The sequence below is a fragment of the Paeniglutamicibacter sp. ZC-3 genome (assembly GCF_025847175.2).
In the GTDB taxonomy this organism is placed as follows: domain Bacteria; phylum Actinomycetota; class Actinomycetes; order Actinomycetales; family Micrococcaceae; genus Paeniglutamicibacter; species Paeniglutamicibacter sulfureus.
Genome location: NZ_JAOYTG010000015.1, coordinates 72,628 through 90,042, shown reverse-complemented (window position 1 = coordinate 90,042; position 17,415 = coordinate 72,628). Strand labels below are relative to the sequence as shown.

At 62.2% G+C, this 17,415-nt stretch carries 9 protein-coding genes; 4 read left to right on the top strand and 5 right to left on the bottom strand.

The genetic code is table 11. The features are described 5' to 3' along the window. Window positions 1-238: 238 nt before the first annotated feature. On the bottom strand, window positions 239-5,725 hold the full coding sequence (locus OIU93_RS14960) for a peroxidase family protein (RefSeq protein ID WP_264270856.1): 5,487 nt from the start codon (window positions 5,723-5,725) through the stop codon (window positions 239-241). 891 nt (window positions 5,726-6,616) lie between these two features. On the opposite strand from OIU93_RS14960, the gene OIU93_RS14955 reads away from it, so the two are divergent. Then, window positions 6,617-6,919: a hypothetical protein gene (locus OIU93_RS14955; RefSeq protein WP_264270855.1), complete on the top strand. Its 303-nt coding sequence runs from the start codon at window positions 6,617-6,619 to the stop codon at window positions 6,917-6,919. A gap of 43 nt (window positions 6,920-6,962) precedes the next feature. Here OIU93_RS14955 and OIU93_RS14950 read toward each other — a convergent pair whose 3' ends face one another. After that, complete coding sequence (locus OIU93_RS14950) at window positions 6,963-7,775, bottom strand: CDP-glycerol glycerophosphotransferase family protein (RefSeq protein WP_264270854.1); 813 nt, start codon at window positions 7,773-7,775, stop codon at window positions 6,963-6,965. Between OIU93_RS14950 and OIU93_RS14945 the strand changes: the two genes are divergently transcribed. Continuing rightward, window positions 7,752-8,222 (top strand): hypothetical protein, encoded by a 471-nt coding sequence (locus OIU93_RS14945; RefSeq protein ID WP_264270853.1) that lies wholly within the window; start codon window positions 7,752-7,754, stop codon window positions 8,220-8,222. The two genes, OIU93_RS14950 and OIU93_RS14945, sit on opposite strands and share 24 nt — an antisense overlap. A gap of 119 nt (window positions 8,223-8,341) precedes the next feature. Here OIU93_RS14945 and OIU93_RS14940 read toward each other — a convergent pair whose 3' ends face one another. Beyond that, the gene (locus OIU93_RS14940; RefSeq protein WP_264270852.1) at window positions 8,342-13,438 is read right to left on the bottom strand and encodes a peroxidase family protein; all 5,097 of its coding nucleotides are present in this window, start codon (window positions 13,436-13,438) and stop codon (window positions 8,342-8,344) included. 286 nt (window positions 13,439-13,724) lie between these two features. Between OIU93_RS14940 and OIU93_RS14935 the strand changes: the two genes are divergently transcribed. Together OIU93_RS14935 and OIU93_RS14930 are read left to right on the top strand one after the other, a co-directional pair. Next, window positions 13,725-13,967 (top strand): hypothetical protein, encoded by a 243-nt coding sequence (locus tag OIU93_RS14935; RefSeq protein WP_264270851.1) that lies wholly within the window; start codon window positions 13,725-13,727, stop codon window positions 13,965-13,967. A gap of 776 nt (window positions 13,968-14,743) precedes the next feature. Further along, on the top strand, window positions 14,744-16,057 hold the full coding sequence (locus tag OIU93_RS14930; protein ID WP_264270850.1) for a M23 family metallopeptidase: 1,314 nt from the start codon (window positions 14,744-14,746) through the stop codon (window positions 16,055-16,057). Between the two features lie 125 nt (window positions 16,058-16,182). Here OIU93_RS14930 and rpsI read toward each other — a convergent pair whose 3' ends face one another. After that, a complete protein-coding gene (rpsI, locus tag OIU93_RS14925; protein WP_217389440.1) occupies window positions 16,183-16,683 on the bottom strand; it encodes a 30S ribosomal protein S9 in 501 nt (166 codons plus the stop codon). A 36-nt stretch (window positions 16,684-16,719) separates the two neighbouring features. Next, a complete protein-coding gene (gene rplM, locus OIU93_RS14920) occupies window positions 16,720-17,163 on the bottom strand; it encodes a 50S ribosomal protein L13 (RefSeq protein WP_071212959.1) in 444 nt (147 codons plus the stop codon). Window positions 17,164-17,415: the final 252 nt, after the last annotated feature.

Here is a 17,415-nt window from a genome sequence, read left to right as displayed (position 1 = left end):
GCCCCATCTCCGGCTACTGCCGAGGTGGCCAAGCGGCATTCACGAAGCGGTGGGCCAGTTTTTTCCGGATTCCTCACTCCTCCGTGCCAGGTTCGCCCTGCGAATCCCCCGCCGCGCACCGTCAACGCGGTTTCTGCCCGGCCGGCGGAGGGTAAATAGCCGCAGACGCCGAAAAGAGAGGCAGTCAACTGAAAGTTGACTGCCTCTCTTTTGCCTTGTCGCTGCTAGCGGATGTTCACTAGAGGCGGGCGTTCCACTTTTGCGTGCCGGTCAGCTTGTAGTAGCTGGAGGACACCTTGGTGGTGACGGAGACCGATCCGGTGTACCGGTGGGTACCGGCCGACTTCTTCACGCCGTTGACGTAGTAGACAACCCCTACCTTCGCCGGGATCTTCACCGTGTTCTTCGATGCACTGAAGACCGGCTTGGTTGGCACCACCGCGTTGCGGTTGTCGAACTTCCACGACGTCGTTCCGGCCAGCTTGTAGTGGCTGGAGGACGGCTTGGTGGTGACAGTGCCCGTACCGGTATACCGGTGGGTACCCGCAGCCTTCCGCACACCGTTCACGTAGTAGAGGACGCCCGTCTTGGACGGGTTCTTCACCGTGTTTCCCGATGCACTGAAGGACGGCTTCGTGGGAACCACCGCGTTGCGGTTGTCGAACTTCCACGACGTGGTTCCGGTCAAGGCCTCGGCCCCGCTGGCAACCTTGGCGCTGACCGTGCCGGTGCCGCCGTAGGAGTACGTCCCGGCCTTCTTCACCGCGCCGTTGATGGAGTATGCCACGCCCGCCTTCGCGGGAATCGTGACAGTGTTCCTGCCGGCGTTGAAGGCCGGCTTCGTCGGGGTCACCGTGTTCCGGTTGTTGAACTTCCACGATGTCGTTCCGGCCAGCTTGTACCAGCTGGAGGACGCCTTGGTGGTGACGGTTCCCGAACCGCTGTACTTGTGGGTACCTGCAGCCTTCCTCACACCGTTCACGTAGTAGAGGAGGCCCGTCTTGGACGGGATCTTCACCGTGTTTCCCGGTGCGCTGAAGGCGGGCTTGGTGGGCACCACCGCGTTGCGGTTGTCGAACTTCCACGAGGTGGTTCCGGCCAGGGCCTCGGCCCCGCTGGCAACCTTGGCACTGACCGTGCCGGTGCCGCCGTGGGAGTACGTCCCTGCCTTCTTCGCCGCGCCGTTGATGAAGTAGGCAACGCCCGCCTTGGCGGGAATCACCACGGTGTTCTTGCTGGCGTTGAAGGTGGGTGCCGTTGGCGTCACGGAGTTCTTGTTGTTGAACGTCCATGAAGTCGTCGCTCCTTCGGCCACCTTGTGCGAACTGTCAACGGCCTTGGCGCTCACGGTTCCCGATCCGGCGTTGACGTACGTACCCGCAGCCTTCGCTTCACCGTCGATGAAGTAGCCGACTCCGGTTGAAGCCGGAATCTTGACCTGATTGGCCGTGGCACTGAAGGTCGGAGCAGCCGGGGTCACTTCGGTCCGCAGATCGAACTTCCACGAACGCGCCTCGACGATGTAGTTCTCCGAGGCCGCCTCCGCCGTGACTGTCACCTGCGTGGTTGCCGGGTAGGTTCCGGCTTCCTTGAGGGCTCCGTCAATGGAGTAGGCAACTCCGGTGACCTTCGGGATGGTCACGGTCTTGTTGGACAGGTTGTGGTCCGGAGCCTGCGCCGTGACGGTTTCCTTCAGGGTGCTCAGGGTGCCTTCGGTGGGGGTGGAGATGAACTGTGAAGGTGCACCGTCAACCCCTGTCACGGTCGCCACGACCTGGACCGGGAATCCGGCCTCGGCCTCGGTGAAGGTGAACTTGCCCGTGGTGTTCGACTGCGTGGTGGTGGCGAACTGGGTGTTGTCCGGTGCCAGGCGCAGGACCTGGAGTTCGAAGGCCACCTCGCTGCCGCCGGTGACCGGTCCCTGCACATTGGCCGTGAGCTGGCCGCCGACTGCCGGAACCGCGTTGGAGGAAAGTGCCACCGAAAGCGCGACGCCCGGCTCGGGATCGGGATCGCCGAGGCCGTTGCTGATGTCGATGATGCCGTCGGCGAACTGCAGCTGCTCGATGTTGCGCAGCACATCCACGCTGGCGTCGTTTCCGGTAGTGGTCACCTTGACCATGTTCCCGGGCAGGGCTTCGAGCTGCGCCTCGTCGGCATTGATGCCGTACACGACGGTGTCGCTGCCGCCCGTGGCGATCTGGATCTTTCGTTCGATCGTCAGCTCCGACGGGTTGATGGCGCGATCGAAGATGCGCTCGATGAAGGGCTCGAGCGTATCGGAACGTTCATCGCCCAGGGCGATGTTCACGTCCAGCCAGGCATCGCCGTCGACGAAGTTCTCGCCCCGACGGGGCTCGATCAGGTCGCTGCCGCCGCCACCGAGGATGAGGTTGTTGTTCATGTCCTCGGCCTCGAAGGCCTGTCCGTCAAGGAAGGGCAGGGCGTAGACAGGCTGCTCGCCGCCGCCGAGCAGGTCGCGAAGGCCGGTGACGCGGTCCAGCTGCGCCTGGGTCAGCCGGTGGCCGTACCCGATCTTCTCCCTCTGGGGGTCTTCGAACGCATCGCGGTTGCGCACACCGCGCACGACGTCATCCCCGTCGAATCCGGAGAACGCCTCGACCTCGTCGTAGCGATCGACGATGGAGCTCTCGACGCCCGGCACGATCTGGACGGGGTCAAGGTCGGCGCGAACCGGGTGGGTGGTCTTGTCATAGGTCACCCAGTCGAATCCGAGCATGCCGTGGAAGCGGTCGGTGCCGGGGCCGCCGACCATGACGTCGTCGCCGCCTTCGGCGTCGTGGTCGTTGTTGCCGGTCCGGCCCACCAGGACGTCATGTCCGCCGTGATACATCCCGGGGTCGTTTTGCGCGGTGCCGCTCAAGTCGCCGACCAGAAGGTCGGCGTTGGTGCCGCCGTCGATCCAGTCATCCCCCTCGTCGCCGCGGACGTTGTCGCGGCCGGTGGAGCCAAGGATGAAGTCGTTCCCGAGCCCGCCGAAGCTGGTGGAGAAGTCCTGGCCGCCGACGATGAAGTCCTGCCCGGAACCACCGAAGAGCAGGTCGCCGAGGCCCGGTCCGCCGTTGAGTGCGTCGTTGCCGGCTTCGCCCTGGAGGCGGTCGTCGCCGAAGATGTCGGTCAGGACATCGTCGCCGTCACCGCCCATGAGCGAGTCTGCGCCGTCGTCGCCTTCGATGGTGTCGTTGCCGCCCTTTCCCCAGACCGAATCGTCGCCGATGCCGGTTCGGATGGTGCTGCTTTGGTCGGCACCCTCGGCATCCTTGGCGTCCTGGACGACGATGTGTTCGTCTCCGGTGAACCGCCAGCCCTCGGCCTGCGAACCGGTGAGACCCGCGGTGTTGAGATCTGCTTGGCGATTGGCGCCGTCGTCCAGGTTGAACGTCAGCTGCGGTGCCGCAAAGACATCGTGCGGGACGCGGTCCGCGGTAGTGTTGCGCTGCACGATCTGGGACAGCGAGTTCGCCTCCAGCGAGTGGAAGAGCGAGTTGCCCAGGTTGCGGGAGAGGTAGTAGAACCTGTCACCGTTCTGCAGGTCCTCAAGTTGCTTCTCAAAGACGTGGTTGAACGTGGCCCCGAGCATGCCGCCGAAGACGAACGGCTTCTCGGCCAGTCCACCCATCCACAGGTCAATGTCGTCCAGTCCGGCTTCGGACGCGGGCAGGTTCATGAATGCCGTGTCGCCCGCGAGCGTCGTACCGGCTGCACGCTTGGCTGCCAGGGTGGTGGCGTCGGTCAGGGAGGGGTGGTTGCCGTAGGCGGCGATGAAGTTGACGATTGATTCCGGGTTCTTCATCGAGAGCTTGAAGTCCTGCCAGCTGGAGTAGGGCTGCAGCTGCGGATCGCGCGTCTCGGCAAAGAACACCTTGCGCGCCGCCTGGAGGCCCGGAGTACCGGTTTCCCTCGCACGCGCCATGTTGATGGTGGCGAGATCGAGAGGGAGGCCAAGAAGCTTGTTGCGCAGGGTATCGGTGACGAACTCGTCGACGCCGTTGGCGGTCTGGTTGGCCAGGCCCTTGAGGATGTTGCCCGCGGCATCCGCGGAATCGGTTCCCGAAGCCGCAAACAAAGCGGGATTGAGGAAGGCCTCCAGGAGTTGCTTGTCGGCGAACGTGCCGTCGGCCTGCTCCACCGGGATGGACTCCCGCAGCATGGAGTGCCCGAACCGGTAGACGGAGTGGGCGAACTCGGCGCGGATCGAGGAGTTCACGTCCGGCTGGTACGAGTTCTCATTCAGCACGGTGGTGTCGATCTCCGGCTGGATCCGGCGGGCGAATTCCTCGAAGACCAGGTGCTGGTACTGCATCTCGGTCAGGAAGCGGGCGGCCTGGAACAGTCGCTCGCCCTTGTCCCAAAATCCGTTTGCGTTGAAGCGGTTCTGTAGGTCAGCCGGCATCGAAGCGAGTTCTTCCTGGATCTGTGCCTGCAGGCGGTTGTGCTCGGAGTGGAAGACGTGGTGCACGGCGGTCAGGCCGATGTTCTCGTTGCCGCGGCCATCGCCCGTGATGAAGTGCTTGCCCAGGGCGTCGTTGTCGTAGCCGGGGATCAGCGGGGAGTTCGGATCATTGGGAACCGACGGCTTTGGCTCGGCAGGCGTCGCACCATGGGCGATGTCGTCCAGGAACGATGCATTTGCCGTGAGCCCGTCCGTGACGATCGGCGAGCCGATGTTGCCTTCCTTGAACCCTTCGCTGGTGGCCAGCTGGGGCATGCCCGAGGCTCCTGGGATCAGGTGTCCGTAGGGGTCCGTGGCGAGCAGCGGCACGTCCAGGACGTCGAAGTCGTCCAGGATGATTCCGAGCTTATCGGCTGCCTGGGCCTGGACATCGTCCCATGTGGGAAGACCTCCGGCTGCCCCGTCGAGGATCTTCCCCGTGGGAACGGGCTTGCCCTCGACGAGCTCGTATTCGCGCATGAACGCCTGATGGGACGCGTGCGAGCCATAGGTCTGGTTCTGGTCCACGAACGGCGTGGTGCGGTTGACGTGTTCGCGCGCCGTGCCGTCATCACCGGTGTCGATGGTGGCGCGGGTCAGGGTCAGGAAGTTGGTGCGCCCGCCCGGGACATAGAGCGGGTCGTCCTCCTTCAGGGGCACCACAACGGTGCCGTTCCCGCCCTTGGACACCAGGTCCAGACCGTGGTCGAAGAACTGGCCGAAGATCGTGAACAGGCTGGTGGCGGAGGCCGAAAGCCCTTCGTCGGTGGCGATATCGGGGATGAAGGTGTTGTTTGTGCCCTCCGGGCCTGCCCCGTCGACCCGCTGGACGACTTCGCCGGCGGCCGGATTGCCGGTCGTCTGGTCGACGATCAGGTTGCTGATGGTGCGTGGTTCCGAATCGTAGACGAATCCCTCGATCTGCTTGTAGCTCGTGGCTGCTCCGGGTGCGTCGGTGTCGTTGCCCGGGGCGCGCGGCGGCGTGACCTCGGCGTCCTTGTACTGGGCCGGAACCAGGCGCGGGAACGTTTCCTGTGCGGTGCCGAATCCGTCTTGGCCCGGCATGAGGTTGTTCCACCGCCCGTCAACGGTCCGCAGGCCGTGCGGCAGCAGCGGATTTCCCACACAGGGTTGGTCCTTGGCGTCGAAGAAGGTCTGCGACGCGACGTCGAACCGCTTGTCGTTTCCGCACAGCGGTGATGAATCGGGATTTGTGAGCGTCCGCTCGGCGTGCGCCTCGGAAATTTCGACTTGTTTGATGATGTATTCCAAATCGCCTTGCGTGACGTTGAAGTCCTGACCCGGCGGAGGTGCGGCGAATGCCGCCGGAATCGGCGCGAAGGCGCCTCCGGCCACCAACGCAGCCCCAGCTGCGAAGGCCCCCCATTTTTTGCCCGATTGCGCGGACCTGTCCCCTTTTTTATTCACTTTAATGCACTCCCCAAGGTGATGACGGCGCGACGGATTGACCGCCGACCGTGAAAAGACCGAGGAACGGGCACTCCCCCAAAAGCTTTACGAGTGACCTGAACCCCCCAAGTACGGATAACTATGGCGCGAGAGCTCTCCAATGTAAATAGCGTGCGTTGACTCTTTTCCGGAGCTCCCGCGCGGTGCCCGCAAAACCACAAGCCCGGGCGGTAATGACGCAGGTATCGGCGCGAATCCTCCCCTGATGAAGATCAAGATCGTTGGATGTTCATGCACTATTCGGCAGCGGTTCGATCGCCCGCATCGCTGCCGGTCCCTCTGGGGGGATGACTCGAAAATACCGAAGGGGAAACCCACGTTTCGCATCCTCATGGCCGGTCTGGAATTGGCAGGCCGCGCCAGGGGAAAGCCACGGAAAAAGAACCACGACATTTCCTGCGCTCCACTCCTGACAGGCGAAGCGTGGCCTGACATACTGGGCCCATGGGGACTCGGGGGAAATCCAGGATAGGTGCAATCTTTTTGGGTGGCACAAGCATCATCTGCCTGCTTTCGGCATGCGCCTTCTTCGAGCCGGGACCACCCGGTCCGACCGCCGACCCGTCCGCACAGGAAACTACGGTACCAGCGCCTTCATCCTCGGCAGCGCTCGAAAGCCCCACGCTGAGCTCCACGTCGAACGCCTCGGCTTCCCCGGGCACCGGCGAGCTCCCATCTTCCAGCGCTGGCTCCGTGAAGGGATCAATGGTGCTGGAGTTGGCGGACACGGGGCTCCCCACGGGTGCCGATTGCCAGACCAGCGCGCAGAACACCAGTGAGGTCACCTCCGGCGGCGGCGGGCTGGGCGGCGCCTCGACTGCGCTGGGACCGGTGTCCCCGGCCGGCTCCACCGACTTCGACCTGCTGCCCGGGGTTTACGACGTTCTCGTCCTGTGCACCGCCGGTGAATCCACCTGGCAGGCAGTGGAGCATTCGGTTTCCATCCGCAGGGACCACGTCACGAACGTTCGCCTCGAACCCAACCAGGAACTCTAGCGGAACCCTTCGTTGGGGCGTTCAGGCCTCCTTGGGCAACGACCTAGCGTGAAACCCCGGCCCGGGGCTTGGGAAGCTTGGACTGCCTTTCCGCCATGAGTCCCGACACCTGCTCATAGAAGCGCTCGGTCGAGTCTCCGCGCGCGAGGCCCCCGAAGTAAAGTTCCCGCGCCCTGAGGCGTTCATCGGCCATCTCGTCATCCTCGATCCAAGCTTCGAGCAGGGTGTCGAGTGAACCGTGGCCCGCCTGGTTGACCACCTGGCAGGCCGAGGAGACCGGGGCATCTTCATGCAATTGTCGGATGTCTCCGCGGCGGTCGGTCAGGATCAAGGGCCTGTCAACGCACAGATAGAGGAAGTCCAGTCCAACGCTCGAAATGTCAGTCACCAAGGCATCAATCGGATCGAACATCGACAGGATATTGCCGGCCGGAACATACTCGTGATTAGCCCCACGTTCCCGGTTTCTCTCGATCAGGCCACAAATTCTTTCGTGGGCCTGGCGGACATCCACATTCCTGGAATCGGCAACGCGAGGGTGCGGTTTGTAGATCAACCTGGTGTCCTTCGTGGACATGAGGGCACGCGCGATGGACAGACCGTACACGTCCACTGAAGTGTAGTTGTTGTCGTAGTTCTCTCCCTCCCAGGTCGGCGCATACATGACCGTCCGCTGCTCGCTCTCCGATAGGGTCGGCTCAAAATCCACATCAAGTTGCGGCCTGCCGGTCACCACGAGCTTTTCAAAATCAAAGTCGATCAACCGCGCCTTGTGCCGCGCAATGGCAGCCGGACCTGCAACGAAAACCTTGTCATAGGCCTTTCTTCGAGTATGTCTGTGCGGGGATTCGAGCAAGCCCAGGATTTCACCAGCCCCGCGATCTCCAGACGCTGGCAGGAAACTCTGGATTTGGCCCGTGGCAACCAGCGGGCACTTTCCGTGCTGGGCCTCGTCAAGCCCTATCTGGGCTGCATCCGTTTCCGACCGGATGGCCAACTCGAAGTCGACATCGACTGGGAGGAAAAACAACTGGTTGTCGATTCACTGCATTTGATCATCTCCGCGCGTGGCTCGCATGATCCCGGCCAGGCACAAACGATTGAACCCAGTGAGATCACCGGGGACGGAGCGAGGTTCCTGATTCCCGCGGGCACCAGATCCGCTGCCAACCCCGCAGCAATCCTTGATCTCAGCCTTGGTCTTCGCTCGGGTTCCGCGGCCATGACGATACGTCTGGGGCCAAGGAGCAAACCCGCTCTCCTCCCCTATCTCACGGCCTATGGAAACCTGAGCCTCAAGTAGCCAGCAAGGCCAACCGGTCCAAACGGCCGGTGACAAGACGATGGGTGCCGTTTCCTCGGGTAAGGAAACGACACCCATCGTTTATGCGCTCCAGCTAGTTGTAGGTGGGGGGCCGCCTACTAAGGAAGCGGGAGCGGGTTCACAGCGCTCGGGACCAGGTCCGTTGCGTTGGAGACTGCAACTTCATCGGTGCCGTGGTCATCGGTGTAGGCGATGGCCAGGCGAACGAAGTTGTTCTGCTGTGCGGGTGTGACGATGAAACTTCCCATCGTCGTTGCATCGCCGGTGGCTCCGGCGATATCCGTCCAGTCAGTGCCGTTGGTGCTCTGTTGCCAGGTGTAGACCCCGCCCGACCCATCGGTTACGGCTTCTGCGCCGTCCTCGTCACTCATTTGGGTCTCGATTCGCAGGATGTCAGCCACCTGGGCTGCCTGCGGGGCGATGACGGGACCAACCGGTGCGTCATTGACGTTGGCGACCGCTTCGGTGGCTGCCGAGGCAATCTGTTCGTGCGTTCCCGCACCGTCAATGTACGTGACCTGCACCCGGACCGGGGCGCCGACTTCGGCGTCGGTGAGGGTGAAGGTGCCCGTTTCATTCGCCTGGGTGGTGACCCAGGAGCCGGTGCCCGCATCGGCGTCCACTGCCACGAAGGACTGCAGCGAGTAGGTCAGCCCGGATTCGATGCCGTCGACGTCGGTGACGCCGCTGGCATTCGTGGTGAGCTCGCCGTTTTCGGTGATCGGATCGACGGTGCCCAGCAGGACCTCGCCGGCTGCCTGGCCGCAATTTGCGGTGGTTCCAAGCGGCAGGCAGACAACCTGGTCGTTGAACTGGATGCGCTCGATGTTGCGCAGGACGTTGGCAGTTCCCTCGCCCTCGAGCGTGTTCATGACCTTGAAGACGTTGGGCTCGAGTTCGGTCACGGTGTAATCCGCCGCGACTCCCTCGAAGACCGTCGTATCAATGTTGTCTGCTTCGTTCTCCAGCTGCAGGACCTCGCGAACCACGTGCAGTTCGCTCGGGTTGATGGTGCCGTTGAGCATCCGGGTGCTGAACTTCGCCATGGAATCCTGGGATTCCACCGCGCCGCCCGCGGGCCGGTACTCGATGCGCACATTCAGCCAGGCATCGCCATCGACGAAGTTGCGTCCGTCGCGTGGTTCAAGCAGGTCCGAACCGATGCCGCCGAGCAACATGTTGTTGTTGACGTCGTTTTCGAACTCGATCGGATCGTTCTCGAGGAACGGACGGGCGTAGGGCGGAATTTCTCCCCCGCCGAGCAGTGTGCGCAGGTTGTCCACGCGATCCAGGTGTCCCTGGGTCAGGTCGTGGCCGTAGCCGATCATGCCGCCGGCTGGATCGAAGGTCAGGTCGATGCCGCCCTGGCTGCCGCGCAGGATGTCGTCGCCGTTCCATCCGCTCAGTGCCTCGGTCTGCAGGAACCTGTCCCTGATGCTCTCCAGGGTTTGCGGCATGCCCACGATGAATCCCATGTCGGCGTTGACCGGTGTGGTGTGGTCCTTGTGGGTCACCCAGTCGAAGCCCAGCACCCCGGAGTACCTGTCGGTACCCGGACCGGCAACCATGATGTCGTCCCCGCCCTCGGCATCGTAGTCGTTGTTGCCGCCATTGCCGATGAGCACGTCGTGTCCGCCGTGGTACAGGTTCGGATCATTGAACATGGTGTTGCCCATGTCGCCCTGCACCAGGTCGGCGCCTCCGCCGCCTTCGAGCCAGTCGTTGCCTTCGTCTCCGTAAAGGACGTCGGGGCCCGGGGTCCCCAGCATGAAGTCATCGCCAAGGCCGCCGTGTGCGGTGACCTTGTCCTGACCACCGAGCATGAAGTCCATGCCCGATCCGCCGAAGGTCAGGTCCCCGATGCCCGGACCCGGGTTCAGCACGTCGTTGCCGGCTTCACCCTGCAACCTGTCGTCGCCGAAGAGGTCGGTGATGATGTCGTCGCCGTCGCCGCCCATCAGTGCGTCGACGCCGTCGTCGCCTTCGATCCTGTCGTTGCCTCCCTTGCCCCAGATGGAGTCGTCGCCAATACCGCCGCGGATCTTGCTGGCGGCGTCGGTGTCCTGGATGACGATGTGTTCGGGTCCGTTGAAGCGCCAGCCGTCAGCTTGGCTGCCGGTCAGCCCCGCGGCATTCAGTTCCGCCTGGGTGGAATCCAGGTTGAACGTTGCCTGCGGAGATGCGAACACGTCATGCGGAACACGGTCCGCGGTGGTGTTGCGCAGCACGATCTGGGACAGCGAGTTGCCTTCCAGCGAGTGGAAGAGCGTGTTGCCCAGGTTGCGGGACAGGTAGTAGAACCTGTCGCCGTTCTGCAGGTCCTCGAGCTGGTGCTCGAAGACGTAGTTGAACGTCGAGCCCAACATGCCGCCGAAGATGTACGGCTTTTCGGCCATGCCGCCCATCCAGAGGTCAACGTCGTTGAGACCTGTCTCTGCGGCGGGTGCATTCATGAATGCGGCATCGGCGGCAAGCGCCGTGCCCGCGGCACGCTTGGCTTCAAGCGTGGTCGCATCGTTCACGGAGGCGTGGTTGGCGTAGGCAGCCAGGAAGTTGGAGATGGACTCCGGGTTCTTCATCGAGAGCCGGAAATCCTCCCAGCTGCTGTACGGCTCGAGCTGCGAGTCGCCGGAATCGTTGTAGAACGTTTCCCGCGCCGTTTGCATCGAGGGAACGCCGGTGTCCCGTGCACGGGCCAGGTTGATGGCCGGCAGGTCCAGCGGGAGTCCCAGCAACTTGTTCCGCAGCGTATCGGTGACAAACTCGTCGATGCCGTTTGCGGTCTGGTTGGCCAGTCCCTTCAGGATGCCGCCGGCGGAATCGTCGGCAGACATTGGTTGTCCGTCTGGTCCGGTGGCGAATGCCTTCGGGTTCAGGAAGGCGTCCAGCAAGGGAACTTCCGTGGTGACGTCACCGTGCGTGCGTGGGACAGTCTCACGCAGCAGGGAGTGACCGAACCGGTAGACGGCGTGTGCGAATTCCGCCCTGATGGAGGAGTTCACATTGGGCTGGTACGAGTTCTCGTTCAGCACGGTCGGATCGATGGAGGGCTGCACGCGGCGTGCAAACTCCTCAAAGACCAGGTGCTGGTACTGCATCTCGGTGAAGAACCGTGCCGCCTGGAAGAGCCGCTCGCCGTAGTTCCAGAAACCGTCTGCCTGGTAGCGCTCGAGCAATGCCGCCGGCATGTTGGTTTCCAGTTCGTCCTTCACCTGTGCCATGGCCCGGTTGTGTTCGGCGTGGAACACGTGGTGGACCGAGGTCAGGCCGATGTTCTCGTTGCCGCGACCGTCACCGGTGATGTAGTGCGACTCCAGGGATGCATTGTCATAGCCCGGAATGACGGTACCGTCAGGGCTCTGGGTGTCAGGCAAGGGGGTGGCCCCGTGGGCAATGTCGTCCAGGAAAGAGGCATTCGCGGTCAGTGCGCCATCGGTTGACAGCGGAGCAGCGCGGTTGCCCGACCTGAGTTCATTGCCTTCGAAGGCGACCTGTGCCTGGCCGTTGGCGTCAAGAACAAGACCGCCGTACGGGTCGGTGACGATCATCGGCACGTCCAGGACGTCGAAGTCGTCCATTTCGATGCCCAGGATGGTGCGGGCCTGGTCCTTGACGTTTTTCCAGGTTGGGAGGCCTTCGCCGCCGTCACCGTTGAGGATCTTTCCGGTCGGCGTAGGCCGGCCATCAACCAACACGTACTCTCGCATGAATGCCTGGTGTGAGGCATGTGAACCATAGGTCTGGTTCTGGTCCACAAACGGAGTGGTCCTGTTGACGTGCTCGCGCTGGCCATCGGTGGAGTCGATGGTTGCACGGGTAAGCATCAGGAAATTGGTGCGTGAACCCGGAACGAACAGCGGATCGTCCGGCTGGAGTGGGATGACAACCGTTCCGTTGCCGCCCTTTGACACCAAATCAAGTCCGTGGTCGAAGAACTGTCCGAAGATGGTGAACAGGCCAGTGGCCGAGGCCGACAGCCCCTCATCGGTGGCAATGTCCGGGATCTGGTAATTGTCACTGGTGATCATCGGTGCCAATCGTGCGTCCAGAGCCGGTGCAAGCGCTACAGGTCCGCCGATGACCACGACGTTCCTTGGCTGAAGTCGTTGGATTTCAGCGAGGATCGCAGGTGGGATGGTGCCGTTTGCCGGAACCAGCAGGATCGGTGCGCCCTTGGCTCCCGCCACCGGTGCCAAGCTCAGCGCATCCGGGAAGTTGACACCTGTCGTCACGTAGATCGTGTCCACCGGAGGCGTGTAATTGGCGGCGGAAATCATTGCCGCGGTGTCGTACCGCGTGGCTCCGCCAATACGGGTCACGGGCCAGGACGCCCGCAGGGTGGTTTCAACCGACTCGGAAACTGCAATGGGTCCGCCCAGGATGACAATTTCCTGTGGGGCTAGTCGTTGCAATTCGGCCAGGACCACGGCCGGAACTGTGTTCTGCCCGACGAGCAGGACCTGGTGTCCGTCCCGTGCAGCAGGAGCGGCAACAGCCAAGGCGTCAGAGAAACTGGCGCCCGTTGCGACATAAACACGAGCCTCCGGGTTAGTCGGAGATGCATCGGGGTTCGCAAACTTGCTGAGTTCCACAGCGGTCTCGTACCGGTTGGCACCGGCTATACGCGTAACAGCCCCGGATGCGAAGGTACCAAGTTCCGTGAACACGGCATCGGAGACAGCGGTGGGTCCGCCGGCCACTATGATGTTGACCGGGTTCAACCGGGTCAGCTCCGTTGCAATGTCGGCAGGAATGCTGTTCGAATTGACCAGCAATACCGGGGCGTTGAGTGCCTTGGCCACCGAGCCGGACACCAATGCATCTGCATAGTCATTGGATCGGGAGATGACAACGTTTTCCGTGTTTGCCGGGAAGTGGGATTTGCTGATCGCGGCAGAAGTTCCCGCCGCGTTGGGTCCGAAGAGACGCGTGGTTGCCTCGCCCATTTCCAAGCCTGCGCCGTCAACACGGGCAGCGACTTCGCCGGCGGCGGGATTGTCGACGGTTTGGTCAACAATCAGGTTGCTGATGGTGCGTGGTTCCGAGTCATAAACGAAGCCGTCGGTTTGTGCGTAGCTCGTGGGACCGGGAGCTCCCGGCGCACCATCGGGCCTGACCTGGGCGTCTTTGTATTCGGCTTCAAGCAGACGCGGGAAGACCTCCTGCGCCGTTCCATATCCGTCCTGGTTGGGCATCAAGTTGTTCCACCGACCGTCAACTGTTCGCAGTCCGAACGGCAACAGAGGAGACCCCACGCAGGGATCTCCATCAAGGTCGATATGTGTTTGTGTTGGAATGTCGAACTTAGCCGTTGACTTGCACAAAGGCGACGAATTCGCGTTGGTCAAGCTATCTTCGGCATGCGCCTCGGAGATTTCAATTTGCTTGATGATGAATTCAAGGTCGCCCTGTGAAACGTTGAAGTCCTGACCAGGCGGCGGTGCCGCCAATCCCGCCGGAACGTTCACAAACGCTCCCGTTATGACCATTGCCGCAGCCGCGGCAATTGACCCCAGTTTCCGGCCCGGTGAGCCGGACGTTGGCTTTCTGCCCGGCGATCCGGACACGCTGCTTTTCTTGTGCACCGTATTCTCCCCAAAAATCTGGCCCGGCGCTGTTCGTCATTGGGCCAAGGTGTACCCAGAAGACGGCCCCTATGCTTCCCAAGCTAAGACCATGCCCCCCAAGATGAACCCACTATGGATCACGAATCCGGAGAAGTAAATAGATCGATCAGACTTGTTTAATCAGCCCGTGCCACTCAGTCCAGTTCCGGATGGCGTCCCGTCCACCCGCGGTTCTCTGGAATGGCGTCCTGGAATCGTTCCCTCCCATCCCGGGGCAAAAGAGGATATTGGCACTTGGTCTGGGGTTACTGCGCCCGGCCTTCGCCCCTGGGCGGGAGACGCTCCCGCGTCCGCCGGCAAGGGGAAGAAAATACGCCAGCCGTTGCTCTTCTCACAATGCCGCTCGTGCGTTACCGTGATGCCTAAGCGTTCGGTTATTGGGGTGACCGCAACCACCACTCGATTTTTTTCGGGGTAGGCATCCTTCTTGAGCCATCGCTAGGCTATGCGCTGCATGTGGTTATTCTTGGGGGGCGTTACTCGGTGAAAAAATTGCATTCGAACGGTTCTATCCGTGCCAAACACCGGAAGAATACATCGAACAAGGCAACACGTGTGACTGCGTTGGGCATGGCCATTGCCTTCGGATTGGCGCCTACGGCTGCACCCGCCTTTCAAACAGGCCAATTCCGATTGGTTTCGCAGTCCCCGATGGGAACTTCCGCGTATGCGGAGACCGGACTGGATTCTGTGTGGTTAGGTCTTCAAGGCGGGGGCACCACCATGTCTCGGCAGTGGCTGGATTTCAGAAGCGCTGCACCAGGTTTTCCCGTAACTGCCACCCCTGATTCGAGCAGCCCTGGTTCGAGCAGCGCTGATTCGAGCGGCGGAAACACTCTGTGGAACCGCGTCACCGGTGGAAACACAGCGGACATGGTTGCAAATCAGCAGGTGTCCGCGCAAAGACTTCTGCCCGGCAAGATCCACCTCATTCATCCGGTGACAACACGATTCATCACGAGTCGCTTCGGCTGGCGGAAGAACCCCACAGGGGCTGGACACCAGACACATGTCGGGCAAGATTATGGAATCGCATGTGGATCGCCCGTATATGCGACCGCCGATGGAACTGTCGTCGTATCGGCATGGGCCGGCCACTCCGGAATGCGCGTGACCATTGAGCACGGAAGCTCCGTTCGGACCGGATACAGCCACAACTCCAAGCTGCTGGCCCGAGTTGGGGATTTTGTGAAACAGGGCCAGGTCATTGCCTTGAGCGGTACCACGGGAAACTCCACAGGATGCCATGTGCATTTCGAGGTCATCATCAATGGCCGTTGGGTGGACCCGAGGCCGTATCTTCCCGGGTCGAATGGGCAACCGGGTCAGTCCCTTAATGCCGGCAACCTGGTGAGTAAGACCAATACCCCAGGCCCAAGGGCCCTGCTTGGTCACGACCTGGAGCTCGAGCTGCCGAACAAGACGGAATCCAAAAAATCCGGCAAGAAAAAGTCCGATCCAGGACAAGACACCATACCGGCCGTCAAGGCGCCTCCGAAGCCGAAACCCGCACCGGATCCAACCGCCAAGCCGACCCCGAAGCCGGCTCCCGCGCCGAAGCCTGAGACCACGCCAAAGCCCAAACCAGAGCCGACGCCCGAAACCACGCCAAAGCCCAAACCAGAGCCGACGCCCGAAACCACGCCGAAGCCCCAACCCGAGCCAACGCCTGAGACCACGCCAAAGCCCCAACCCGAGCCAAAGCCACAACCAGAGCCGACGCCCGAAACCACGCCAAAGCCCGCGCCGGAGCAGACTCCCGGAACATCGCCCGAGCCAAAGCCTGTGCCTGCGCCGGAAAGCAACGCGTCAGAAGCGCCCGCAGTTGTTGCCCCGGTGCCGACACCGGAAGCCAAGCCAAGGCCGGCACCGAAACCTGCCCCCGAACCGGCGCCTCAGCCTGCACCGAAGCCGGTGCCCAAGCCCGTTCCGGAAGCCGAAACGGTGGAACCGCCGGCAATTGACAAGCCTGCACCGTCGCCCGAAGCGAGCGCAAAGGCTACCCCGGAGCCTGCACCATCGGTCCCGGTTCCATCTGCTATCCCGGAAGCCTGCGATCCGGAACTTGGATTGGACGCAACTGCAACGTCGGCAGCGGCGGAACAGCCATGCCTCCCCACCGGGGGCGATGCCGCGCCGAAGTCCTCCGGCACCGCTGCCCTTCCTGCACGGGAAGAGCAGGGCTAGTGCAACGATCGGCTTTGCCCCGGCGGGCCACTTGAAGCCAAAAACACATTAAGAAAACGAAGGTCCCGCAACCCTTGGGGTTGCGGGACCTTCGTACATCCGGCCCAGGGGCCGGAACAAGCGGTTTAGCGCTTGGAGAACTGCGAAGCCTTGCGGGCCTTCTTGAGACCAGCCTTCTTGCGCTCGATGACGCGGGCGTCACGAGTCAAGTAGCCGGCCTTCTTGAGGGCTGCACGGTTGTTGTCGCGGTCGATTTCGTTCAGCGAACGGGCAATGCCCAGGCGCAACGCACCGGCCTGGCCCGAGGGGCCGCCACCGTGGATGCGTGCAAGAACGTCGTAGGCACCGTCGAGCTCGAGGAGCTTGAACGGTTCGTTGACATCCTGCTGGTGCAGCTTGTTCGGGAAGTAGTTTTCCAGCGTGCGACCGTTGAGGGTCCACTTGCCGGTACCCGGAACGACGCGCACGCGGGCAATTGCCTGCTTGCGACGGCCGACTGCTGCGCCTGCAACGGTCAGTGCCGGACGTTCCTTGACGGCTTCTGCTTCAACGGCAACGGTCTCCGAGGTGTACGAAGTCGGAGCTTCACCCTCGAATTCAGTGATCTCTTCAGTGTTCTGAGCCACGATAATCTCCTAAAGTCTTGTTCTCGGGGCCCAGCGCTACTGCGCGACCTGGGTGATTTCGAAGGTCTGCGGCTGCTGTGCAGCGTGCGGGTGCTCGGCACCGCGGTAGACCTTCAACTTGGACAGCTGATCCGCAGCCAGCGAGTTCTTCGGGAGCATGCCCTTGATGGCCTTCTCCACTGCCTGGACCGGGTTCTTTTCAAGAAGCTCGGCGTAGGTCACGGACTTCAGGCCGCCCGGGAAACCCGAGTGACGGTAGGCGCGCTTGTTTTCGAGCTTGGCGCCGGTGAGGGCAACCTTCTCGGCGTTGATGATGATGACGTGATCGCCCATGTCCATGTGGGGGGCGAAGGTAGCCTTGTGCTTGCCGCGCAGCAGGGTTGCGGCCTGGACGGCGAGGCGACCAAGTACAACGTCGGTGGCATCAATGATGTGCCACTGGCGGGTCTGGTCAGCCGGCTTTGGAGTGAACGTACGCACTGTAATTGCCTTTGTTTTATTGGTTACTGGTCAAGCACAGTTCCAAGCAGCGGCTGTGAGATCCACTGTTGTAGATGTGCTGTGTTCGATGCGCTGTAACCAGTTCGCCAGGTGAGGACTGAAAAGACCGGCCGTCCATGAATGTTCGCAATCCCAGCAGACCAGTGGCTCTGCAACTGAGCCGTCACGCGGAGAAGGTTGTGTCGAACAAAGGACACGCACAACAGCCCATAGTCTATCGGATTAACCCCG

Bases quoted from the DNA above. Each gene is read 5' to 3' on its own strand.
- OIU93_RS14945 (WP_264270853.1), top strand. From the start codon at position 7,752: ATGTCTGTGCGGGGATTCGAGCAAGCCCAGGATTTCACCAGCCCCGCG.
- OIU93_RS14940 (WP_264270852.1), bottom strand. From the start codon at position 13,438: ATGCCCAACCAGGACGGATATGGAACGGCGCAGGAGGTCTTCCCGCGT.
- OIU93_RS14935 (WP_264270851.1), top strand. From the start codon at position 13,725: ATGACCATTGCCGCAGCCGCGGCAATTGACCCCAGTTTCCGGCCCGGT.
- OIU93_RS14930 (WP_264270850.1), top strand. From the start codon at position 14,744: ATGGTTGCAAATCAGCAGGTGTCCGCGCAAAGACTTCTGCCCGGCAAG.